General features: G+C 71.2%; 19 protein-coding genes, 1 tRNA gene and 2 pseudogenes. 12 read left to right on the top strand and 10 right to left on the bottom strand.

Going from position 1 to position 22,566, the window contains the following annotated elements; all coding sequences use genetic code 11:
* Positions 1-37 precede the first annotated feature (37 nt).
* The 4 genes from ACZ6JS_RS25925 to ACZ6JS_RS25910 form a co-directional block, all read right to left on the bottom strand.
* Positions 38-412 carry a chorismate mutase gene (locus ACZ6JS_RS25925; protein ID WP_469301365.1) on the bottom strand — a complete coding sequence of 125 codons (375 nt, stop codon included), beginning with the start codon at positions 410-412 and terminating at the stop codon, positions 38-40.
* Positions 409-948 (bottom strand): flavin reductase family protein, encoded by a 540-nt coding sequence (locus ACZ6JS_RS25920; protein WP_469301363.1) that lies wholly within the window; start codon positions 946-948, stop codon positions 409-411. Before ACZ6JS_RS25920 ends, ACZ6JS_RS25925 begins: the two co-directional genes overlap by 4 nt.
* A gap of 371 nt (positions 949-1,319) precedes the next feature.
* Complete coding sequence (locus ACZ6JS_RS25915; RefSeq protein WP_469301361.1) at positions 1,320-1,997, bottom strand: HAD family acid phosphatase; 678 nt, start codon at positions 1,995-1,997, stop codon at positions 1,320-1,322.
* Positions 1,998-2,149: 152 nt separating this feature from the next.
* Positions 2,150-3,046 carry a hypothetical protein gene (locus tag ACZ6JS_RS25910; RefSeq protein WP_469301360.1) on the bottom strand — a complete coding sequence of 299 codons (897 nt, stop codon included), beginning with the start codon at positions 3,044-3,046 and terminating at the stop codon, positions 2,150-2,152.
* A 171-nt stretch (positions 3,047-3,217) separates the two neighbouring features.
* Here ACZ6JS_RS25910 and ACZ6JS_RS25905 point away from each other — a divergent pair, with 171 nt between their 5' ends.
* The 7 genes from ACZ6JS_RS25905 (at position 3,218) to ACZ6JS_RS25875 (ending at position 12,988) form a co-directional block, all read left to right on the top strand.
* A complete protein-coding gene (locus ACZ6JS_RS25905) occupies positions 3,218-3,970 on the top strand; it encodes a S1 family peptidase (RefSeq protein ID WP_469301358.1) in 753 nt (250 codons plus the stop codon).
* Between the two features lie 253 nt (positions 3,971-4,223).
* Entirely contained in the window at positions 4,224-4,853 is a 630-nt protein-coding gene (locus ACZ6JS_RS25900) for a response regulator (protein ID WP_469301595.1), read from the top strand.
* 482 nt (positions 4,854-5,335) lie between these two features.
* The gene (locus ACZ6JS_RS25895) at positions 5,336-5,692 is read left to right on the top strand and encodes a chorismate mutase (RefSeq protein WP_392056418.1); all 357 of its coding nucleotides are present in this window, start codon (positions 5,336-5,338) and stop codon (positions 5,690-5,692) included.
* Between the two features lie 40 nt (positions 5,693-5,732).
* On the top strand, positions 5,733-8,243 hold the full coding sequence (pepN, locus tag ACZ6JS_RS25890; protein ID WP_469301356.1) for an aminopeptidase N: 2,511 nt from the start codon (positions 5,733-5,735) through the stop codon (positions 8,241-8,243).
* A gap of 365 nt (positions 8,244-8,608) precedes the next feature.
* Positions 8,609-9,991: a pyridoxal phosphate-dependent decarboxylase family protein gene (locus ACZ6JS_RS25885; RefSeq protein ID WP_469301354.1), complete on the top strand. Its 1,383-nt coding sequence runs from the start codon at positions 8,609-8,611 to the stop codon at positions 9,989-9,991.
* Complete coding sequence (locus ACZ6JS_RS25880; protein WP_469301352.1) at positions 9,988-11,397, top strand: lysine N(6)-hydroxylase/L-ornithine N(5)-oxygenase family protein; 1,410 nt, start codon at positions 9,988-9,990, stop codon at positions 11,395-11,397. Before ACZ6JS_RS25885 ends, ACZ6JS_RS25880 begins: the two co-directional genes overlap by 4 nt.
* Positions 11,398-11,497: 100 nt before the next feature.
* Positions 11,498-12,988 (top strand): hypothetical protein, encoded by a 1,491-nt coding sequence (locus tag ACZ6JS_RS25875; RefSeq protein ID WP_469301350.1) that lies wholly within the window; start codon positions 11,498-11,500, stop codon positions 12,986-12,988.
* Between the two features lie 61 nt (positions 12,989-13,049).
* Here ACZ6JS_RS25875 and ACZ6JS_RS25870 read toward each other — a convergent pair whose 3' ends face one another.
* Positions 13,050-14,855: a bifunctional metallophosphatase/5'-nucleotidase gene (locus tag ACZ6JS_RS25870; RefSeq protein WP_469301349.1), complete on the bottom strand. Its 1,806-nt coding sequence runs from the start codon at positions 14,853-14,855 to the stop codon at positions 13,050-13,052.
* A gap of 126 nt (positions 14,856-14,981) precedes the next feature.
* Between ACZ6JS_RS25870 and ACZ6JS_RS25865 the strand changes: the two genes are divergently transcribed.
* The 4 genes from ACZ6JS_RS25865 to ACZ6JS_RS25850 all read left to right on the top strand — a co-directional run bounded on the left by ACZ6JS_RS25865 (position 14,982) and on the right by ACZ6JS_RS25850 (position 18,714).
* Positions 14,982-15,686 (top strand): SIMPL domain-containing protein, encoded by a 705-nt coding sequence (locus tag ACZ6JS_RS25865; RefSeq protein WP_469301347.1) that lies wholly within the window; start codon positions 14,982-14,984, stop codon positions 15,684-15,686.
* 146 nt (positions 15,687-15,832) lie between these two features.
* Positions 15,833-17,260, top strand: a complete 1,428-nt coding sequence (gene pyk / locus ACZ6JS_RS25860; protein WP_469301345.1) for a pyruvate kinase — start codon at positions 15,833-15,835, stop codon at positions 17,258-17,260.
* 484 nt (positions 17,261-17,744) lie between these two features.
* Positions 17,745-18,359 carry a GNAT family N-acetyltransferase gene (locus tag ACZ6JS_RS25855; protein WP_469301343.1) on the top strand — a complete coding sequence of 205 codons (615 nt, stop codon included), beginning with the start codon at positions 17,745-17,747 and terminating at the stop codon, positions 18,357-18,359.
* A 10-nt stretch (positions 18,360-18,369) separates the two neighbouring features.
* The gene (locus tag ACZ6JS_RS25850; protein WP_469301341.1) at positions 18,370-18,714 is read left to right on the top strand and encodes a hypothetical protein; all 345 of its coding nucleotides are present in this window, start codon (positions 18,370-18,372) and stop codon (positions 18,712-18,714) included.
* Here ACZ6JS_RS25850 and ACZ6JS_RS25845 read toward each other — a convergent pair.
* The 3 genes and pseudogenes from ACZ6JS_RS25845 to ACZ6JS_RS25835 all read right to left on the bottom strand — a co-directional run bounded on the left by ACZ6JS_RS25845 (position 18,715) and on the right by ACZ6JS_RS25835 (position 19,977).
* Positions 18,715-19,482, bottom strand: a pseudogene (locus ACZ6JS_RS25845) (IS5 family transposase).
* Between the two features lie 3 nt (positions 19,483-19,485).
* Positions 19,486-19,718, bottom strand: a pseudogene (locus ACZ6JS_RS25840) (transcriptional regulator); the annotation flags it as partial.
* 186 nt (positions 19,719-19,904) lie between these two features.
* Positions 19,905-19,977, bottom strand: a tRNA-Leu gene (locus ACZ6JS_RS25835).
* A 99-nt stretch (positions 19,978-20,076) separates the two neighbouring features.
* Between ACZ6JS_RS25835 and ACZ6JS_RS25830 the strand changes: the two genes are divergently transcribed.
* Positions 20,077-20,730, top strand: a complete 654-nt coding sequence (locus ACZ6JS_RS25830; protein WP_356812124.1) for an ANTAR domain-containing response regulator — start codon at positions 20,077-20,079, stop codon at positions 20,728-20,730.
* Between the two features lie 69 nt (positions 20,731-20,799).
* Here the strand turns inward: ACZ6JS_RS25830 and ACZ6JS_RS25825 are convergent, their stop codons facing one another.
* Entirely contained in the window at positions 20,800-21,516 is a 717-nt protein-coding gene (locus tag ACZ6JS_RS25825) for an ABC transporter ATP-binding protein (protein WP_046775340.1), read from the bottom strand.
* On the bottom strand, positions 21,513-22,565 hold the full coding sequence (locus tag ACZ6JS_RS25820; RefSeq protein WP_469301593.1) for an ABC transporter ATP-binding protein: 1,053 nt from the start codon (positions 22,563-22,565) through the stop codon (positions 21,513-21,515). The genes ACZ6JS_RS25825 and ACZ6JS_RS25820 overlap by 4 nt, the downstream gene beginning before the upstream one ends.
* Position 22,566: the final 1 nt, after the last annotated feature.

The raw sequence follows: 22,566 nt of genomic DNA, 5'->3' as shown, positions 1-22,566 counted from the left end.
TGGGTGGTCGGTGAGGTGGACGACCGGTGGGCAAGGGCTACGCCGGGGACTGCGCGGGACGGGTGGGCGCACAGTCGCCCAGGTAGACGGGTGCGAGCGGACCGCACGAGATGACGTGGGCCAGGACGCGAAGGGTGCGGGCGGGTGCTCCGGACCAGGCGGTGTCGGCCGCGCACAGCGCGGGCACCTCCCAGCCCGCCTCGCGCAGCGCGAGGGCCGGGGTGTCGCTGGTGAGGTCCGGGCTGCAGGTGAACATCAGGCTGATGACGGCGTCGCGTTCCAGTCCGTTGCGGACGAGGAGTTCGCCGACGAGCGTGCGGGTGGCGGCCGCGATCTGCCCCGGGCTGTCCTCGGCCACCGTGATCGCCCCGCGCACGGCCTGTACGGCCGCGGGGCCGGGGGTGGGGCTCACTCCGCGGCCGCGGGAGCGGGCGTCAGGCGGCCCCGGTGGAACAGCAGCGCGCCGCCGCTGTCCTCGCCGGGCCGCACGTGCTCCACGCGGGCGAGGAAGAGCGTGTGGTCCCCGCCGGGGAACCGCTCCTCGATCCGGCAGCCGAGCGAGGCCAGGGCGCCGGGCAGGTAGGGGTGGGAGCCCTCGCCGTCGGTGGCGAAATGTCCTTCCAGGTCCCGCCCGAAGGGCTTGTCGCGGGAGGCGAACAGCCGCGCCACCTCGCCCTGCCGGTCGGAGAGCAGGTGGACCTGGAACTCCCCGCTCGAGTCGATCGCCGGATAGGTGCGGGACGACTTCATGACGGAGACCAGCACGCGGGGCGGGTCGAGCGAGATCGAGACGAACGAGTTCGCGGTCATCGCCGCCGCGCGGGCGCCCCGACCGGACGACACCACGGTGACGCCTGTCGGGAACATCCGCATCACGGCCCGGAGATCGTCCGGCGGCGCGGATGCGGGCCGGGGTACGGGCCTGGCTGGGCCCAGAGTTGTGGCCATGTCCCCCTCCTCAGGAGTTATCGGCGGAAGGAAACTTAACAGAGTTTAGTAACGATGGAAACCCAGGTCAGGAGCCTGTGGATCGCCTTTAACGCAATCGAAATGGGCTTTGGACCATGGAGTTAACGGAGGGGGTGGGCTCGGTGGCCTGGCCTGCCACGCCGGCGGTCCGGAGGGGTCCGCCCGCGGAGGCCGGAAACGGAAGCGGGCCCGGCCCCCTGGCGAGGGGTCGGGCCCGAGTCTTCGTCGGTGCGTTGAGGTATGACTACCCGCTGGGTCCACCGGCTGAACCGCAGTCTGGCCGTCATGTTGTGCGCGAAGGTCCGCGCGACGTGTCGTGCGCGAAGGGGAACGGGTGGTTCCCCCGTGCGTCAGGAGAGCTTGCCGTCGTAGTCCGGCAGCTTGACGGTCCGCTCGGCGTGCCCGCCGGCCAGGTCGGTGGGGCTGTTGCCGATGTTGGCGATGATCGTGTAACCGCGGGCCTCGATCTCCGCGCGCTTGGCCGTCTTGTAGGTGCTGACCTCCTCGAAGAGGTCGGGCAGGTCGCGGACGTAGAGCCCCGACACGGGGTAGCCGACGGCCTTGAGGTTGTACTCGGTGAGCGAGTGGATGATGCCGGGGCGGGCCGTGACGAAGAAGACGGCCACACCGCGCTCGTGGGCGTACTGGGTCAGCGCGCGGACCTTGGCGATCGCCGGCGTCGGGTAGGTCCAGAACCAGTGGAAGTCCGTCTCCAGCGAGGTGTTGTCGATGTCGAGGACGAGGGCCGGCTTCTCGCCGGCGGGCGAGTTCGCGATGCGCTGCTCGATGGCCGGACGGGCCGCGTCGACGATCGCGGCCACCTCCCGCTGCCAGGCGGCGTAGTCGATGCCGAGGATCGCCGCGTTACCGCCCGGCGCGGACGCGTTCGTCGAGGCGGAGACGGGCGCGGGCGCGGCGACGGGGGCCGCTTCGGCCGCGGTGGCCGGAACGAGCGTCAGGACGGCGGCCGCTGCGGCGAGGCCGGCGGCGGCGGTACGGGGCGTTCGGGTGCGGCGGGACAGGCGCATGTGGGGTGCTCCTCGGTCGCGAATTGACATGGACGTGACCAGAGTTGGCGAGAACCGCACCGGTGTCTACTGGCCGGTAGGAAACTTTTCGCGACCGGACGGTGAATGATCAAGCCAAGTCCGCCCGGACCGGACTCCTGGGCCCGCCGGGACTACGTGTCGCACTCCAGCACCGTGCGGCACAGGCCGCACCGCGCCCGCAGCCGCCCGCGCACCGGGACCCGCACCCGCTGCTCGCACACCGGGCAGGGGAAGCTGACCCGCAGTCCGGGGCCGGAGTCCTCGCGCTCGAAGCGGTACGCCGACCCGCCGGCCGGGGCGGCCCCGGTGCGCCGCGCCTTCGCGTACCGCCGCCGCGCGAGCGGGCCGGCGGCGGCGAGCGGCGCCCTGCGGCGGTCCCGGGCCGCCAGCTCGCTCCCGCGCACGTAGGCCTCGTACGCCTGGGGGCTGGTGAACCACGTGGACGGGTCCTCGCCCAGCAGTGCGGCCCGCTTGGCGAGCACGTAGCCGAACTCCTCCGGCGTCAGGTAGCCGAACCTCTGGTGGGTGAGGGCGTCCTCCCGGTAGGCGTCCAGGAGCAGCCAGCCCGCGCCCAGGTAGGCGGCGGCGGTGTCCGTGAGGATCTCGTTCTCCGCCGGATCGGGGAAGGCGAGTTCCAGCCGGTGCAGCAGCACATGGGCGACCTCGTGCGACAGTGCGGCCGCCAGGTCCCGCCGGTGGGTGCGGAAGCGGTCGTTGACCTCGACGAAATACTCCGGTCCTGCGGCCAGTTCCACCGTGGCCGCCTCCTCCATCGGCCGGAAGGCGACCACCATGCGCGCGTCCGGAAGCCGCAGCGCGCGCACCACCGCCGAGGCCACCCGCTGCGCCCCCGGATACAGGTCCTCGGAGGCGTCGAAGGCCGCGTCGGCGGGGGAGAGGCTGTCGGCGTAGGCGCGGATCCCGTCGGCTGACATGCGGCGGAAGAGCGCGGTGATCGAGGCGCGCACGATCGCCAGATGCGGAAAACCGTGCTCGATGGTCCCGCCCGGCACGCCGTTCTCCTCCATCAGGGCCTCCTTACCGCAATCCCTGTTGTTCTGACGGGAGTTGGCCGAAACTGCGTTCTTGTTGGCCGCCGCCCTCCTGATGTGTCATGGACCCGTCATTCCCCGATGACGCGCACGGCCCAACCCCCCACGAAAGGCAGTGTGTTGACTGTGACCAGCCTTGTGCGATTCATGAAGCGCACCCTCGCCGTCGGCGCCGTAGCCCTCGCAGCCGTCAGCCTCCAGCCCGGTACCGCCACCGCCGGCCCGGCACCCGTCGTAGGCGGCACCCGAGCCGCCCAGGGCGAGTTCCCCTTCATGGTGCGCCTCTCCATGGGATGCGGGGGCGCCCTCTACACCCAGCAGATCGTCCTCACCGCCGCCCACTGCGTGAGCGGCTCCGGCAACAACACCTCCATCACCGCCACCGCCGGAGTCGTCGACCTCAACAGCTCCAGCGCCATCAAGGTCAAGTCCACCAAGGTGCTGCGGGCCCCCGGCTACAACGGCACCGGCAAGGACTGGGCCCTGATCAAGCTCGCCAAGCCCATCAACCTGCCCACCCTCAAGATCGCCGAGACCAAGGCCTACGACAACGGAACCTTCACCGTCGCCGGCTGGGGCGCCACCCGCGAGGGCGGCGGCCAGCAGCGCTACCTCATGAAGGCCACCGTCCCCTTCGTCTCCGACGCCGACTGCAGCGCCGCCTACAGCGACCTGGTCCCCGGCGAGGAGATCTGCGCCGGCTACCTCGACCAGGGCGGCGTCGACACCTGCCAGGGCGACTCCGGCGGCCCCATGTTCCGCCGCGACAACGCCGGCGCCTGGATCCAGGTCGGCATCGTCAGCTGGGGCATAGGCTGCGCCCGCCCCGACTACCCGGGCGTCTACACCGAGGTCTCCACCTTCGCCGCCCAGATCAAGAGCGCCGCGGCGACCCTGTAGCCCCCACGGTCCACGCACCGCCTCGTCCTTCCGGCCCGGCACGAACCGGCCGGAAGGACGAGGCGCACCCGCTTCCGCCTCCGTGGCCTGGGCTGACGTACCGCAAGGCCGGACCGTCGCCGCCCGGACCTCGCGACACCCTCCCCGCCGCCCGCCGTACGGGTGCGGGCTGCCGCCCCCGGCGGTCCCAAGGGAGGAAACCGGTGGCAGAGGGCGACAGCGGGACGGGTGGCGCACGGCGGTCAGTGCGGTCATCGCAAACGACCAGGAGACGGTCGGAACCGGCTTCCGGATGATCCTCGACAGCCGGCCGGACACCGAGGTCCTCGTCGGCGCCGTCGGCGCGGACGCCGCTCTCGCCGAGGACGCCCGGCGCCGGCCCGACATCCTGCTCCTCGACATCCGCGTGCCGGGGCTCGACGGCCTCGCAGTCACCCGGCGCCTGTCCGGCAGCGACCGGCCGTGCATCGTCATCGTCACCACCTTCGGCCTCGAGTACGTCCACGCCGCCCTCCCCGGCGGAGCGTCCGGCCTCCACCTCGAAGACGCGAGCCCGGCCGTGCGGGTTGAGACCGTACGGGCGGCAGCCGTCGGCGACTGCCCCGTCCCGCCCGCCGGCACCCGGCGGCTGGTGCACGAGATGGCCCCGAAGAACCCGGCCGCCAAGGCCCGCCGCCCCCGCGAACCGCTCACGGCACGCGAACGCGACGTCGTACGGGGCCCCGCCCACGCAATGACCACGCCGATCGCCGGCGAGCCCCACGCCTCCCGCTCCACCGGCAAGGCCCACCTGGCCGGCGGCCGGACCGGGCCCGACGCCGGCAACCGCGTCGGGACCGCCGCATGGGCCTGCGGAAGCGGCCTGGCCGCCACGACGACGTGACCCGCCTGCCCCCGCCGCACTGCGACGACGAACCGGCGCGTCGTCCACGGCCCCGCGGTGCTGCTCCCGCCGGGCAGATCCGGCCCCGCCGGCGTTCCAGGCGCGGGGTCCGGGGCGGAGCCGCGGCGCAGCAGCCCCGCCGCGAGGCAGTCCTGCCCGCACACCCCCCGTAGCCCCGCGACAGGTCCGGGCCGGGGCCGCCGTGCGACCACCGCACCGGGTCCGGGCCGGGGCCCGGGGACCACCACCGGCGGAGCCGGGCCGGGGCCCGGGAACCACCGGCGGAGCCGGGGCCCCGGGAGCCACCCGTGAACCCCCTCGACAGCTGGGTCCGCGGCCACCCGCACGCCGCCCCCTGGGTCCTCCTCCTCACCTGCCCCGGCCGGGCCGTCACCGCCCTCCTGCCCCGGTGACCCGGCCGCCGTCTCACAGGCCGACTACCCCCGCGACCTGCGGGCCCGCGCCACGTATTCTCGGGAACCATGAACATCAGCGACCTCGACAACGGCACGGGCAACGGCCAGGGCCGCGCCGCCGACGGCATCGACGAGAGCGTCACCGCCGAACTCGCCCGCCTGCGGGACAGCATCGACAACATCGACGCGGCCGTGGTCCACATGCTCGCCGAACGCTTCAAGTGCACCCAGCAGGTCGGCCACCTCAAGGCACGCCACCAGCTGCCCCCCGCCGACCCCGGCCGCGAGGCCAGCCAGATCGCCCGGCTCCGGCAGCTCGCCGAGAACGCCAAGCTCGACCCCGCCTTCGCAGAGAAGCTCCTCAACTTCATCATCGCCGAGGTCATCCGCCACCACGAGACGATCGCCGCGGGCGAAGAATAGACACCCGGGTCCGGCCGCCCACTGCGGCAGCATGGGCCCCATGTCCGCACTCAAGCGCAACGAAGCGCAGCTCCGAGCCCAGCTCCTCGACGTCCACCACTACGCCGTCACCCTCGACCTCACCGGCGGCGACGACACCTTCGACTCCACCACCGTCATCCGGTTCACCGCACGGACCAGCGGCGACACCTTCGTGGAGCTGAAGCCGGACACACTGCGCTCGGCGACCCTCGACGGCAACCCCCTCGACCCGGCCGCCCTCGAAGACAACCGGCTGCCTCTCACGGGCCTCACCCAGGGCCCCCACGAGCTGCACCTCGACACCCGCATGCGCTACTCCCGCACCGGCGAGGGCCTGCACCGCTTCACCGACCCCGCGGACGGGGAGACGTACGTCTACAGCCAGATGTTCCTCGACGACGTCCAAAGGGTCTTCCCGGCCTTCGACCAGCCCGACCTCAAGGCGGTCTTCGAGTTCACCGTCACCGCCCCCGGCCACTGGACCGTCCTCGCCAACGGCATCACCACCCGCCTCGCAGACCGCGACACGGACGGCGCCGGCATCTGGCAGTCCGCCCCCACTCCCGTCATCTCCACCTACCTCGCCGCCGTCGCCGCCGGCCCCTGGCACAGCGTGACCACCGAACACGCAGGACTGCCCTTCGGCATCCACTGCCGCCAGTCCCTCGCGCCCCACATGGACGCCGACGCCGACGAGATCCTCTCCATCACCAAGGCCTGCTTCGACCGCTACCAGGTCAAGTTCACCGAGCCCTACCCCTTCGACTCCTACGACCAGGCCTTCGTCCCCGAGTTCAACGCCGGCGCCATGGAGAACCCCGGCCTCGTCACCTTCCGCGACGAGTTCATCTACCGCTCCGCCGTCACCGACACCGAACGCCAGTCCCGGGCCATGGTCATCGCCCACGAGATGGCCCACATGTGGTTCGGCGACCTCGTCACCCTCGCCTGGTTCGACGACATCTGGCTCAACGAATCCTTCGCCGAATACATGGGCTACCAGACCCTCACCGAAGCCACCCGCTTCACCGACACCTGGACCGACTTCGGCGTCACCCGCAAGCCCTGGGGCTACGACGCCGACCAGCGCCCCTCCACCCACCCCGTCGCCCCCACCCCCGACGACGTCCCCGACACCGCCTCCGCCCTCCTCAACTTCGACGGCATCTCCTACGCCAAGGGCGCCTCCGCCCTGCGCCAACTCGTCGCCTGGCTCGGCGAAAAGGACTTCCTGGCCGGCATCAACACCCACTTCGCCCGCCACAAGTTCGCCAACGCCTCCCTCGCCGACTTCATCGACTCCCTCGCCGCCCACACCGAACGCGACGTCCGCGCCTGGGCCGACGCCTGGCTGCGCACCACCGGCACCGACACCCTCACACCGCGCATCGAGGCCCCCGAAGGCACACAGGGCTGGACTCTCACCGTCGACCGCGACGGCAGCCGCCCCCACCACATCGCCGTCGGCGTCTACGACCACGACCCCGTCGACGGCCGCCTGCTCGAACTGCGCGAACTCCTCGACCTCGACGTCCCCTCCGACGAGATCATCTCGGCCGGCGGCACCCGCCCCGCACTGCTCCTCCTCAACGACGCCGACCTCACCTACACCAAGATCCGCCTCGACGAGACCTCCCTCCAAACGGTCCTGCGCGGCCTCTCCGGCATCCCCGAGGCCCTCACCCGCGCCGTCGTCTGGAACTGCCTGCGCGACATGGTCCGCGACGGCGAGCTCGATCCGGGGGACTTCCTGGCCACCGCCGGCGCACATCTGCCCGCCGAGCACGACCTCGCCATCGTCCAGGGCGTCCTCGCCTTCGCCCGCAACGAGGTCGCCGTACGCTACGTCGCCCCCGAGGACCGCACGGAGGCACTCGCCACCCTCACCACCATCGCCCGCGACCTCCTGCGCCGCACCGAGGACGGCTCGGAGCCCGGCATGCGGCTCACCGCCGTACGCACCCTCGTCGGCAGCGCCACCCAGCCCGACACCATCGCCGCCTGGCTCGCCGACGACACCGTCCCCGGAGGCCCCGCACTCGACCCCGAACTGCGCTGGCGCATCCTGGGCCGCCTCGCCGTCCTCGGCGCCATCGGTGAGAGCGAGATCGACGCCGCCCTCGCGGCCGATCCCAGCGCCACCGGCGAGGAAGGCGCCGCCCGCTGCCGCGCCGCCCTCCCCACCCCCGAGGCCAAAGCAGCCGCCTGGGACCGCCTCTTCCACGACGACAGCCTCTCCAACTACCTCTTCACAGCCACCGCCCAGGGCTTCTGGCAGCCCGAACAGGCCGACCTCCTGGCGGAGTACGTGACCCGCTACTACCCCGAAGCGGTCGCCCTCGGCGCCCGCCGCGGCCCCGCCATCGGCGAGGCCGCGGGCCGCTACGCCTTCCCGGCGTACGCCGTCGACGAGGCCCACCTCAAGGCCGGCCAGGCCTGCCTCGCGGACCCGGACGTCATCCCGCTCCTGCGCCGCAAGCTCGTGGACCAGCTCGACGACCTGTCCCGCGCCCTCCGCGTCCGCCGCTGAGCGGTCCCTTTCGGATCTCGTGCCGGTTGAGCCCGCGTCGTCCGGTGCCGTGCACCGCAAGGCGCAGGGGCGCCCGGGTACGGGACGTACTCGGGCGCCCCGACACCGCGGCGAGGCGCGGTGCCGGACGACGCGGGCCCGGCAAGATCCGGAAGAGACGGCCCAGCCCGGCGGGCGGCCCGGCGGATCGGGAGCCGCCCCCGCCCCCCCCCCCCCGCCCCGGCACCGGCCCCCGGGCAGACCCGGCCCGGAGGGAGTGGCCCGGCAGGGATTCGGACAAACCCCGGCGGTTACCCCATTCGGGTCTGATCGTTGTACTGGGCGGGTGCCCCTCACCGCACCCCGGCCAGCCCCCGGAGGTCCCGTTGACAGCGCCGCACGGCAACCCGCTCGCCGGCGGAGCCACCGGCCCCCAGGCCCTGCGCCCCCTCCTCGACACCGTCCTCGACGCCCTCCGCACCGGCACCGCCGCACGCCGCGGCCCGCTCCCCGCCGGCGGGCCCGACGCCGTCACCGCCCACGTCCGCGAAGCGCTCGGCACCGCACTCCCCGACCACGGCACCGGCGACCACGAGGCCCTCCGCACCCTCGTCCACGCCCTCGCGGCCGGCGCCGCGGACCCCGCCGACCCCCTCTGCGCCGCCCACCTGCACTGCCCGCCACTCGCCGTCGCCACCGCCGCGGACCTCGCCGCCGGCGCCCTCAACCCCTCCCTCGACTCCTGGGACCAGGCCCCCGCCGCCTCCGCGATCGAAGCCCTCCTCACCCGCACCCTCGCCGCCGAGTTCTACGACACCCCCCACCCCGACGCCCTCGTCACCACCGGCGGCACCGAAGCCAACCAACTCGCCCTGCTCCTCGCCCGCGAACGCCACGGCCCCCGCCTCACCGTCCTGCACGGAGCGAGCGCCCACCACTCCGTCCCCCGCGCCGCCTGGCTCCTCGGCCTGCCCCCGGCCACCGAACTCCCCACACCCGCCGGCGTCCTCGACCCGGCCCGCCTCGCCGACGCCCTCGCCACCACCCCCGGCCCCACCCTCGTCACCGCCACCGCCGGCACCACCGACGCAGGGCTCATCGACCCGCTCCCCGCCATCGCCGACCTCTGCGAACACCACGGCGCCGACCTCCACATCGACGCCGCATACGGCGGCCTCCTCGCCCTCAGCCCCCGCCACCGTCACAGACTCGCCGGCCTCGGCCGCGCCCACTCCCTCACCGTCGACCTGCACAAACTCGGCTGGCAGCCCGTCGCAGCAGGACTCCTCGCCGTCCCCGACACCGCGCTCCTCGCCCCCCTCGCCCACCAGGCCGACTACCTCAACGCCACCGACGACACCGAAGCCGGCCTCCCCGACCTCCTCGGCCGCTCCCTGCGCACGACCCGCCGACCCGACGCCTTCAAGATCGCCGCCACCCTGCGCTCACTCGGCCGGAACGGCCTCGCCCACCTCATCGACCGCACCTGCGAGCTCGCACACCACCTCGCCCGACGCCTCGACGCCCACCCCGGCTTCGAACTCCACTCCCCGCCCACCATCAGCACCGTCCTCTTCCGGCCCACCCACGCCACCGACGACGAGCTCGCCACCCTGCGCCGCGCCCTCCTCCACCAAGGCCGCGCCGTCCTCGGCCGCACCCACGCCGACGGCCGCCTGTGGCTCAAAGCCACCCTGCTCAACCCGCACACCACGGCGGGAGACCTGGACACCCTCATCGCCCTCCTGGAAGGCAGCACCCACCGATGACCGCCCAGCTCGATGCACCCCACGACCTCGTCGGAATCGGCATCGGACCGTCCAACCTGTCCCTCGCCGCCCTCGCCCACGGCCTCCCCCAACAAGGAGCCGGCGAACTCGCCACCGCCTTCTACGAGCAGCGCCGCGACTTCCGCTGGCACCCCGGACTCCTCATCGACGGCACCACACTCCAAGTCCCCTTCCTCGCCGACCTCGTCACCCTCGCCGACCCCTCCAGTCCCTGGAGCTTCCTCAGCTACCTCAAGCACAAGGAACGGCTCTACCCCTTCTACTTCGCCGAGCAGTTCCACATCCACCGCGCCGAATACGACGCCTACTGCCGCTGGGTCGCCGGCCGCGTCCCCGGACTCCACTTCGGCCACCAGGTCGACGCCGTCCGCTGGAATCCCGAACGCGACCTCTTCGAAGTCGACTTCACCCAGCTCGACCCCGCCGGCGAAGCCGAGGCCCTCGGCCGCACCCACGCCCGCAACCTCGCCCTCGGCATCGGCACCGCCCCCCACATCCCCGACCCCCTGCGCCCCCTCGCCGAAGCCCCCACCGTCCCCGTCGTCCACTCCGCCGACTACCTCGACAACCGCCGGCGCATCCTCGGCGCCGAACACGTCACCGTCATCGGATCGGGCCAGTCCGGCGCCGAAGTCTTCCTCGACCTGCTCCGCGCCCGCCCCGTCGGCCGGGAACGCCTCACCTGGCTCGCCCGCACTCCCTCGTTCGCCCCCATGGAGTATTCGAAACTCGGCCTCGAACACTTCACCCCCGACTACGCCCGCTACTTCCACTCCCTCCCCGAACCCGTACGCGACCACCTCGTCCCCGCCCAGTGGCAACTCCACAAGGGCATCGACACCGCCACCATCGCCGCCATCCACGACGAGCTCTACCGCCGCACCCTCCACGGCGGCTGGCCCGACGCCGTCCTCACCCCCGGAGTCACCGTCCGCACCGCCGGACGCGTCGCCACCACCAAGGTCGAACTCCACCTCGAGCACACCGAACAGGGCGCCCGGTCCCGCCTCACCACCGACGCCGTCGTCCTCGCCACCGGCTACCGCGAGCGCCCCCTCACCCGACTCCTCGCAGGCCTCGACCCCTACCTGCGCAAGGACTCCTCCGGCCGCCCCCGCATCGACGACCGCTACCGGATGGTCCTCGACCCCTCCGTCACCGGCAGCATCTTCGTCCAGAACGGCGAACGCCACACCCACGGCGTCGGCGCCCCCGACCTCGGCCTCGCCGCCTGGCGCAGCGCCGCCATCCTCAACACCCTCACCGGCAAAGAGGCCTACCCCCAGCCCCCGCGCACCGCCTTCACCACCTTCGGCCTCGAACAGCGCGAACACACCCGCCCCCGCCCCGCCGGCGAGCTCCTCCCGCTCGTCGAACACCCGTAGCGGGTGTCCTGTCGATCAGGCCTGATCGACAGGACACCCCGGGCCCCTTCCGGCGGCCCCCTCGGCCCACCACACCTGACCTGCGACTATCGTCGCCGTCATGCAGCGAACCAGTGCCGACGGGGTCACCGTCCTGTGGGAGGCCGCCCCCGGGCCGGGCCCCCTCACCGCAGTCCTCTCCTTCGGCACCGGGCTCCGGGACGAAACCGCCCCCACCCTCGGCGCCGCCCACCTCGTCGAAGCCCTCGTGAGGACGCACCTCGGCAGGCGGCCCCACGAGTTCACCAGCTCCGTCGGGGAGGAAGCGACCCACTTCGCCGTCAAAGGCACCCCCGCAGAGGTCACCGGCTTCCTCCACACCCTCTGCAGTGCCCTGCGCGACCTGCCGACCCAGCACACGGAGCACGCCACCCGCCTCCTCGGCCTCCGACCGCCCCGCACCTGCGACCACCGCGGCGCCGAACCCCTCAGCGCCCGCTACGGACCCCACGGCCTCGGCCTCGTCGCGCACCACCACCCCGACATGTACGCCCGGCTCACCCCCGACGCCGTCCGCACCCACGCCACCGCCCACTTCACCCGCGGCAACGCCGTCCTGGCCCTCGACGGCCCCCCGCCCCCCGGACTCACCCTCCCGCTGACCGACGGCCCCCCTCCCGACCGGCCCGGCCCCCGACTGCGCGCCGGCGTACCCGGAACCTGGCAGCACCGCCTGGTCGACACCGTCTCACTCCTCCTGACCTCACGGGCCCACGAACCCGCCGCCGTCGCCGCAAGCCACGTCCTGAGCCACCGCGTCGAACACCTCACGCACGACACACGCGGCATAGCCGACGGCGTCACCCTCCACCGGTTCCTCCGCGACCGACTGACCCTCGACCGAGTCCTCGTCCTGCGCCCCGCCGACGGCCACGCCGAAGAAGCCGCCGACATCCTCTGGAACGAAGCCCTCGACCTCGCCCGACGAGGCCCCACCCGCCAGGAGCTCGACGCCTTCAGCGAGCACACACGCGCCGAACTCCACTGCCATGACGGACACTGCGGCCACGACCGCTGGACGTCCCTCCAACGCGCCCTCGAAAGCGAACACTTCGCCATCCCCTACCACGACGCCGGCACCCTCCTGGCGCAGTACGCCGCCGTCACCCCGCAGGACGTCGCCGACCATCTGCAACGCGCCCTCACCGACGCCGTCCTCGTCGTCCCACACCAGGCCTCCCCCCTGCCGACCACCCTCCGCGGCACCCCCCTGCCCAACTCCACCTGCTGGCGCTTCCACGGACAACACCCCCCCACCCCCGGCACCCGCTTCCGCATGAACCGCCTCCGCCGCGCCATCACCCCCCGTCACGAACGCGGCGAATACGTCCTCACCCCATGGGGCCTGGTCGTCCGCGACGCCCACCGGGACGAGCACGCAGTCCGCTTCGCCGACATCGCGCTCATGCGCCACGACGGCGCCGGCCGCATCGTCCTCGCCGGCTGCGGCTGCACCCAGCACATCCACCCCGACCAGGTGGCCCGCGGCGAACGACTCGTCGCCGCCGTCGACGCCGCCGTCCCGGCACACCTCGTCCGCACCGGCACCTGAAACACACGAGGGGCCGGTGTCCGCCGCCGCGGACACCGGCCCCGTCACGAACGACCGCCGACTAGAACACCGGCACGCCCGCCCGGGTCAGCCGCCAGTCCACCGAAGCGAACTGCGCCGGATCGATCGTCCCCTTCGCCTTCACCCACTGGATGATCGTGTTGCGGATCTCGTCCGAGTTCGACCACAGCTGCTTGGCCTGCGGCACGTGCGGGAAGTTCCCACCGCCCGACGCGCGGTAGTTGTTCACCGCCAGCACGAACTGCGCCGCCGGATCCACCGCCTTCCCCTGGAAGGACAGCCCCGAGATCCGCGAACCCGCCGGCTGCGCGATGTCGATGTCGTACGCCAGTCCGTACACCGCGTCGTAGTTGTAGTCCGGAATGCTCTCCGCGTTCGTCAGCTTCGCCGGATCCACCGCGTCACCCGGCGCCGTCCGCACGAAGTACCGCGCCGAGTACTCCAGGTAGTCCTTCAGCTGCGCGCCCGTCAGCAGCCGCGCCTCCATCGTGTTCTCGAACGGGTAGAGGCCCGCCGCATCCCGGATCGTCACCTGCCCGGCCGGGATCGCCGCCGTCCGCGAGAAGCACGAGGCCTGCGACAGCACCGGCAGCGCCGCCCACTGCGTGCCCGCCAGAGCCGTCCTCACCGTCTCGGCCTGCACGTGGTTGATCAGGTCGATGATCGGGACGTCCTTGACCGGACCCTCCGCCGACGACATCGCCTGCGTCGAGGTGCCGATCACCTGGTTCACGTACGCCACGACCTTGCGGTGCTCGTCCGACAGCAGCCGCGTGATCTTCGCGTCCTCGGGCACCGTGTTCGAGTTCAGGACCTTCGCCGCGACCTTCGCCACCGACCAGCGGCCCTTCTCCCACACCAGCTCGAAGTCGAACAACGTCAGCCGCTGCCCCCACTTCAGCGGCTCCGACAGCACCACGTCCTTGCCGGTCGCCCTGTTCTTCACCCGGTACTCCGGGATCTCCGTGTGCGCGTGCCCCACCAGGATCGCGTCGATCCCCGGCACCTGCTCCGCCACCAGCGCCGCCGCGTTCTCGATGTACGGCAGCTGGTCACCGTACGAAGAGGTACCGCTCGACCCGGAGTGCGCCGACACGATCACCACGTCGGCGCCCATCGAACGCAGCTTCGGCACGTACTTCGCCGCCTGCTCCTCCAGCCCCGGGAACGTCATCTTCCCCTGCACGTTGGCCTTGTCCCACAGCGCGATGCCCGGGTTCGTCAGCCCCAGCACCGCCACCTTCACGTCCCGCCCGTGCGGGGTCCGCAGCCGGTGCATGCTGTAGGGCGCGAACGCCGGCTTCGACGTCTTCGCATCCAGCGCGTTCGCCCCCAGAAGCGGGAAGTCGCACTGCTCCTCGAACTTCCGCAACACCGGAATGCCGTAATTGAACTCGTGGTTCCCCAGCGCCGCCGCGTCATAACCGATCGCGTTCATCGCCTGCGCCATCGGGTGCACCGGACCGCGCCGCGCCGTGATCGGATCGACCTTCGCGTAGTAGTACGACAACTGCGTGCCCTGAATGGTGTCACCCGCGTCGATGAGCAGCGTGTTGCACCGCCCCTTCTCCGACCGCACCTGATTCACCAGGGTCGAGATCTTCGCCAGGCCGACGTCGTTGTGCGCCTTGTCGTCGAACTCCTTGTCCGTGAAGTAGTCCCAGTTGAAGACGTTCCCGTGCAGGTCGGTCGTCCCCATCACCGTGAACGCGTACGTCCGCGGCCCCGGCTTCTTCGCATCCTGCTGCCCGGCGGCGGCCGCCGGGGTGCTCGCGGCCCCCGCCAGCGCCACGGCCGCACCCGTCGCGGCCGTGGTCCCTATGAAAGTCCTGCGGTCGAACGCCATGCCATCTCCCTCTTGCGGCTGAACAACGCGCGTAGATTCTGACCCAGCAGTAACAAGCCGCAACACCCCCGTCAGGTTTCGATCCGGTGACCACACCCGAACGGGCGACAGTGCGAGAGTGAATCCATGACCCAGGACGCATCGCACCAGCCCTACGGCACCCCCGAAGTACCCCGCGTCGCAGTCCGCGGCGAAGCCCGCCTCGAAGTCGACCCCGAGATCGCCCGCATCGGCATCACCGTCAGCGCCCGCGGCACCGACCGCCGCACCGCACTCGAAGACCTCACCCGCCGCAACAACACCGTCCTCGACCTCATCAAGAGCTACGGCGATCCCGTCGAAAAGCTCGAAACCGGCGCCCTGTCCATCACCCCCGAACTCACCCGCCACGGCCGGGCAGAACGCGTCCGCGCCTACCACGGCCGCGTCCACATCACCGCCGAGATCGGCGACTTCACCGCCCTCGGTGAGCTGACCACCCGCCTCGCCGACCTCGAACTCACCCAGGTCGACGGCCCCTGGTGGGCCCTGCGCCCCACCTCACCCGCCCACGGCGAGGCCCGCCGCCAAGCCGTGCTCGAAGCCGTCCAACGCGCCCGCGAATACGCCGAAGCCCTCGGTGCCCGCCTCGCCGCCCTCGTCGAACTCGCCGACCTCGGGGCCGAGAACGCCGCCCCCTTCGCCCAGGCCCCCGGCGGATCCGGCATGCGCACCATGGCCTTCAGCACCACCGAGGACGCCGGCCCTCCGCCGCTCGACCTCGAACCCCAGCGCCAGACCGTCCACGCCCAGGTGAACGCCCGCTTCACCATGACCCCGCCGCAACTCTGAAACGAGAATAGGAAGGCCCCCCGGGGGTGCTCATCAGAGCACCCCCATGCACATTCAACAGTTGTCAACAACCCTTTCCTCAAAGGTTGTTGAGTGGACACCAGGAAGCGATTACCTACCCGTTGGTAGGGGAATAGGCTCGCCCCATGCGCCGAGCGAAAATCGTATGTACCCTGGGCCCCGCCACCGACTCATACGACCAGATCAAAGCACTGGTCGAAGCCGGAATGGACATCGCACGCCTCAACCTCAGCCACGGCACCTACGCCGAACACGAGGAGCGCTACCAGCGCGTACGCAAGGCCTCCGACGAGACCGGCCGCAGCGTCGGCATCCTCGCCGACCTTCAAGGCCCGAAGATCCGCCTCGGCCGCTTTCGCGAAGGCCCCGTACTCCTTGAACGCGGCGACGACTTCACCATCACCGTCGAAGACCACGAAGGCGACCGCCACACCTGCGGCACCACCTACAAAGGACTCGCCGCAGACGTCACCACCGGCGAACGCATCCTCGTCGACGACGGCCGCGTCACCCTGGAAGTCACCGCGGTCGACGGCCCCCGCGTCCGCACCCGCGTCGTCGAAGGCGGTATGGTCTCCGACCACAAAGGCCTCAACCTCCCCGGCGTAGCCGTCTCCGTCCCCGCCCTCTCCGACAAGGACATCGAAGACCTCCGCTGGGCCCTGCGCACCGGCGCCGACGTCATCGCCCTCTCCTTCGTCCGCAGCGGCCGCGACATCGAAGACGTCCACCGCGTCATGGACGAAGAAGGCCGCCGCCTCCCCGTCATCGCCAAAATCGAAAAGCCCCAGGCCGTCGACAACATCGACGACATCGTCGCCGCCTTCGACGGCATCATGGTCGCCCGCGGCGACCTCGGCGTCGAAATGCCCCTGGAACAGGTCCCGATCGTCCAGAAGCGCGCCGTCAAACTCGCCAAGCGCAACGCCAAACCCGTCATCGTCGCGACCCAGATGCTCGACTCGATGATCGACAACTCGCGGCCCACCCGCGCCGAAGCCTCCGATGTCGCCAACGCCGTCATCGACGGCACCGACGCCGTCATGCTCTCCGGCGAAACCAGCGTCGGCAAGTACCCCGTCGAAACCGTCCGCACCATGTCCCGCATCGTCGAAGCCGCCGAAGAGGACATCCTCGCCAAGGGCCTCCCACCCCTCACCGACCGCAACAAGCCCCGCACCCAAGGCGGAGCCGTCGCCCGCGCCGCCGCCGAAATGGGCGACTTCCTCGACGCCAAGTTCCTCGTCGCCTTCACCCAGAGCGGCGACACCGTCCGCCGACTCTCCCGCTACCGCTCACCCATCCCCCTCCTCGCCTTCACCCCCGACCCCGCCACCCGCTCCCAGCTCAACCTCACCTGGGGCGTCGAAACCTTCCTCGGCCCCCACGTCGACTCCACCGACGCCATGGTCGCCCAGGTCGAAGAGGAACTCCTGCGCATCGGCCGCTGCGTCACCGGCGACGTCGTCGTCATCACCGCAGGCTCGCCCCCCGGCGTCAGCGGCTCCACCAACCTCGTCCGCATCCACCACATCGGCGACCCGGTCCGCTGACCCCCCGCACCACCGCGCCGGGCCCGCCGAGCGGCCCGGCGCGCCACCCTGCCCACGCCACCACAACACGCGCCGACACCGAGCCCACTTGAGGTCCTACGGTCATCCGCATCACCGCCACCCGGCAGTACTCCCGCGAACAACGCGCCGCCCAGCCCGTCGCGGCCACCGGAGCCGCACGGCCCCGTACGTCGACCAGCACACCGACTTCGACACCGCCCACGACGACCTCGCAGGCCCGCGGCCGGCTCACCGCGACCCCCGACGGCCTGTCACCGACCGAGACCGGCGAGGCGGGCCGCCACCGCGCCCACGACCGCAACGCCGCGGTCCACGCGAGGATGCGGCACGGCATCGACGACGCCGCGTACGCAGCCACCATCGACGTCCTGCGCCGCATCGTCGCCAACCCCGGCGACGGCGACCGGCCGTAGCCCGAGGAAAGGGCTGGCGACAGGCCCGGGCGCCGAGTAGGAAGGGCGTCATGAGCACTGCCATACGGACCTTCGCCCGCACCACGCTCGACCTCGGCGACGCAACGCTCCACCCCTGGGGCCGCAAGCCCGCCGGACCGGAACTCCTCGACGACCTCGTCGCCGCTGCGGCCGACCCGACGATCGCCCTCTGGAACCCCCTGCCCGCAGCCGATCACAAAGCCGCGCAGACCTGGCTCGAAGCCCGCGAGGACGGCTGGGACCGGGGCGCGGGCGCGGCCTTCGCGGTGCTGTCCGCCCCCGACGGCGCCCTGCTCGGCACCGTCAACCTCCGCTGGACCGACCGGGCCGACGGCCTTGCCATGATCGGCTACTGGTTCCTCCCGCACGCCCGCGGACGCGGCCTGGCCACCCGCGCCACGCGAGCCGTCACCACGTGGGGCTTCCGCACGGCCGCCGCCCGCCGCATCGAGCTCGCCCACGCCACCGGCAACGACGCCTCCTGCCGCGTCGCAGCGCGCTGCGGCTACCTCCCCGAGGGCACCCTGCGCGAGTCCCACCTCTTCGGCGACGGCCTCCACCACGACGAACACCTCCACGCCCGCCTCGCCACCGACCCGGAACCGGGCCCCTGGATTCTGTCCGGCGGATCAAAGGCGTCGTAGGCTCCGGTTCATGCACAGCACCCTGACAGAGCACGCTCGGTGCCTCTACGGAGATGAGTACCGGCCGACACCGGAGTGCGGCCGGGAACACCGGGAGCACTACTTCGTCGAAGAGCTGACTTTCGCCGATGCGGACGAGATCCTCGCCATGCTGCGCGAGCTCTGCCCGCAGTACGTCGACGGAAATCTGCCTGTCTGGATTCGGAACCTTTCGTATCGGCTGGTGCTGTTGCAACGGCCGGACGAGCCCGAGCTGATGCGTGAGGCCGCGATGGTCCTGCAGATCTTCGGTCCCGACTGGGACGACATCGCAGCGAACCTGATGAAGCAGGCTGACGCTCTGGAATCGGGCTGATCATGTCTTGAGCCAGAGGCGGATCGAAGCCACCGTGACGGTGCCGCGGAAGACGCAGGCCCTCTTGTCCTGGCGGGTTGTGACGGCCCGGGAAATCTTGAGCCGGTTGGTCGTGCGCTCGACCTCGCGGCGGCGTGTGTGGATCTCGCTGTGGAAGCCGGTGCGCCGGCCGCCCTTGCTGCCGCGTCGTCTGCGGTTGGCCCGCTGGTCCTTCGGTTCGGGGACGGTGTGTTGATCTGGCGCCTTCGCAGGTAGCGGCGGTTGCAGCGTGAGCTGCATGCCTTGTCGCCGCCGAGGTGGTGCCGCCGGGTGCGTGGCCGTCCGCCCTACGGCCGGGACACCCGGATCCGCTCCAGGACCTCGATCATCTGCGGGGCGTCGCCCCAATGGCCCGGTGTGAGCAGGATGGCCGTCGGCCGGCAGCCGCCCCCACCCGCAAGATGGATCTTGCAGGTCAGCCCGCCCCGAGACCGTCCGAGTCCTTCGTCGGTGCGGTGGTGCCGGGGCGTTGTCCTTTTTCGGGACACGCGGCTTCTTCTTGCGGGCTCCGGCCGCGTGCTGATGGGCCCGGCAGGACGTCGAGTCGAGGCTGACCCTGCTCCAGTCGATCCGGCCCGCGAACGTCGGCCTCCGCCTGGACGGCCCACAGGCTCCGGTCCCACGTGCCGTCTGCGGTGATCGTTCCACCGCCCGCCACGCCGTCCCGTCCGCCGGCAGGTGCGGCTCCGGCCGAGCCCACTCCGCATTCGTCAGATCACCCCGCCTCATCTCCTAGTGCCTCGGCCCGATGTGGGCGTCCATGAGGGCGACGGAAACCTTGCGGGCGATGGACACGTTGAGCGGGGTCGCTGCCCCGGCCAGGACCGTCCACTCGACGCCGAGCGCGGTGAGCGTGTCGGTGCAGAGCTTCCGGATGTCGTCGGACTTGTTGGTGAAGAGTGCTTCGGGTATTCGTAGCGCTTGCCGTTGCGGACGGTCCAGTTGGTGATCCGACACCCGTCGGAGCACCTTGGGCTGGGCCATGGACAGGTGGTGCCGAGAAGGACTGCTTCTTCGCGCATGACGGGATTGTGCTCCCCGTCCGGGAGCTTCGTCGATATTCGTCCGGATAGCCGTAAATCGACGTTTCGGTCACCGTGACGAGTGAAGATCGCAAAATTCGCTAGGCGACCTTGAAATCGAAGGAGAAGTACCCCGGGTCGGATTCGAACCGACGCTGAATGGGTTTTGAATCCATCGCCTCTACCGCTGGGCTACCGGGGCCCCTTCGAAATGAAGGATACAGAAGACCCTCCGTGTCACAAACATACAGGAGCTAGGTAGGCTCGGGGGAGCTGAATCGCCTTGCAACAAGGAGCACCCGTGACCGCCGAGCACGAGTCGACGCCCACGCCCGACGCCGACCAGTCGCACGTTCCGCCGCTGACGACCCGGGTCGTCATCGCGGAGGACGAGGCGCTCATCCGTCTCGACCTCAAAGAGATGCTCGAAGAAGAGGGCTACAGCGTCGTCGGCGAGGCCGGCGACGGGCAGACGGCCGTCGAGCTCGCCCGCGAGCACCGGCCCGACCTGGTCATCCTCGACGTCAAGATGCCCGTCCTGGACGGGATCTCCGCCGCCGAGAAGATCGCGCAGGAGTCCATCGCCCCCGTCCTGATGCTGACGGCGTTCTCGCAGCGCGACCTCGTCGAGCGGGCCCGGGACGCCGGGGCCATGGCGTACCTGGTGAAGCCGTTCAGCAAGAGCGACGTGGTGCCGGCCATCGAGATGGCCGTGTCCCGGTTCGCGGAGCTGCGCGCGCTGGAGCAGGAGGTCGCGGACCTCTCGCAGCGGCTTGAGACCCGCAAGCTGGTCGACCGGGCGAAGAGCATCCTGCAGACGCAGTACGGGCTGACGGAGCCCGCGGCCTTCCGCTGGATCCAGAAGTCGTCCATGGACCGCCGGATGTCGATGCAGCAGGTCGCCGAGGTGGTCATCGAGGACGCCGAGGCGAAGAAGAAGGAGAGCGGGAAGTAGCTTCCGCGCCCGTACCGGAACATGCGTGAGGCCCGCCTCCCCCGAGGGAGGCGGGCCTCACACGTTCTGTCAGTCCTCGCCGAGGTAGGCCTTGCGGACGTCCTCGTTGTGGAGGAGGTCCTGGCCGGTGCCGGAGAGGACGATCTTGCCGATCTCCATGACGTGCGCCTGGTCGGCGAGGGAGAGCGCCGCCTGGGCGTTCTGCTCGACGAGCAGGATCGTCATGCCCGAGGCCTTGAGCTCGGAGATGGTCGACATGATCTTCTGCATCATCAGCGGGGAGAGGCCCATGGAGGGCTCGTCCAGCATGAGGAGCTTCGGCTGGCACATGAGCGCGCGGCCCATGGCGAGCATCTGCTGCTCACCGCCCGAGAGGGTGCCGGCGGCCTGCTTGCGACGCTCGCCCAGGATGGGGAAGAGGTCGTAGGCGCGCTGGATGTCCTTCTCGATGCCGTCCTTGTCGCTGCGGAGGAAGGCGCCGAGCTGGAGGTTCTCCTCGATCGTCAGCCGCGGGAAGATGTGCCGGCCCTCGGGGGAGTGCGCCAGCTTCAGGGCGACGATCTTGTGGGCGGGGACGCCGACCAGGGGCTGGCCGTCGAAGGTGACGCTGCCCGCGGTGGGCTTCAGGAGCCCGGAGAGGGTGCGGAGGGTGGTCGTCTTGCCGGCGCCGTTGGTGCCGACGAGGCAGACGATCTCACCTTCGTTGACCTCGAAGGAGATTCCCTTGACGGCTTCGATCTTGCCGTAGGCGACCTTGAGGTCCTCGACCTTGAGCAGTGCGGTCACTTGGCCTCTCCTTCCGTGCGGGTGGTGCTGGTGGTGCTGTCCGCGTCGGCGTCCGCGTCGGCGTCCGCGTCCGCGGCGGGTGCGTTCTCCGAGTCGGCCGCGGGGGCCTCGTCCTCGTCCGCAGCTTCGTCCGCGGCCGCAGCCTCGGGCTCGGCTTCGTCCGCGGCCGCAGCCTCGGGCTCCGCGTCGGCCGCAGCCTCGGCGTGGGCCTCCGCAGCCTCGACCTCGGCGACCTCCGCCGCGCCCGGCTCGCCCTCGAAGGGGGTGCCGAGGTAGGCCGCGATGACGCGCTCGTCACCCTGGACCTCGGAGGCGGTGCCTTCGATGAGCTTCTCGCCCTGGACGAGACAGGCGACGCGGTCGCAGAGGTTGAAGATGAAGCGCATGTCGTGCTCGATGACGAGTACGGCGATGCCCATGTCCCGGATCGCGAAGATGAGCTCCTCGGCGGCGCGGGTCTCCTGCGGGTTCATGCCGGCGGTCGGCTCGTCCAGGAGGATGAGGCCGGGGTCGCTGGCAAGGGCGCGGGCGATCTCCAGCTTGCGCTGCTCGCCGTAGGGGAGGTTCTTCGCGAGGTGGTCGGCCTTGTGCTCCAGGCCGATGAACTCGAGGAGTTCCATGGCGCGTGCCTCGCTGGCGGCTTCGGCCTTCTTGAAGCCGGGGCCGCGCAGCAGGGCGGACCAGAGGCCTTCCTTCGTGCGGGTGTGGCGTCCGACGAGGACGTTCTCCATCACCGTCATGTTGTGGAAGAGCCGGATGTTCTGGAAGGTACGGGCGATGCCGGCCTCGGTGACCCGGTGGGGCTTGGGCGGGAGGACCTTGCCCTTGTAGCTGACGGAGCCCTCGGTGGGGACGTACAGCCCGGTGAGGCAGTTGAAGAAGGTGGTCTTGCCGGCGCCGTTGGGGCCGATGAGTCCGACGATCTCGCCCGCGTTGACCTGGAGGTCGACGCCCTTGACGGCGGTGAGGCCGCCGAAGCGCATGGTGACGCCCTTGGCTTCGAGAACCGTGGTCTTGGTCTTGGTGGTGGTGTCCGTGGTGGTCGTCATG

It is taken from the genome of Streptomyces sp. NPDC046349 (assembly GCF_055587885.1).
This window is presented reverse-complemented; position numbering and strand designations above follow the sequence as displayed.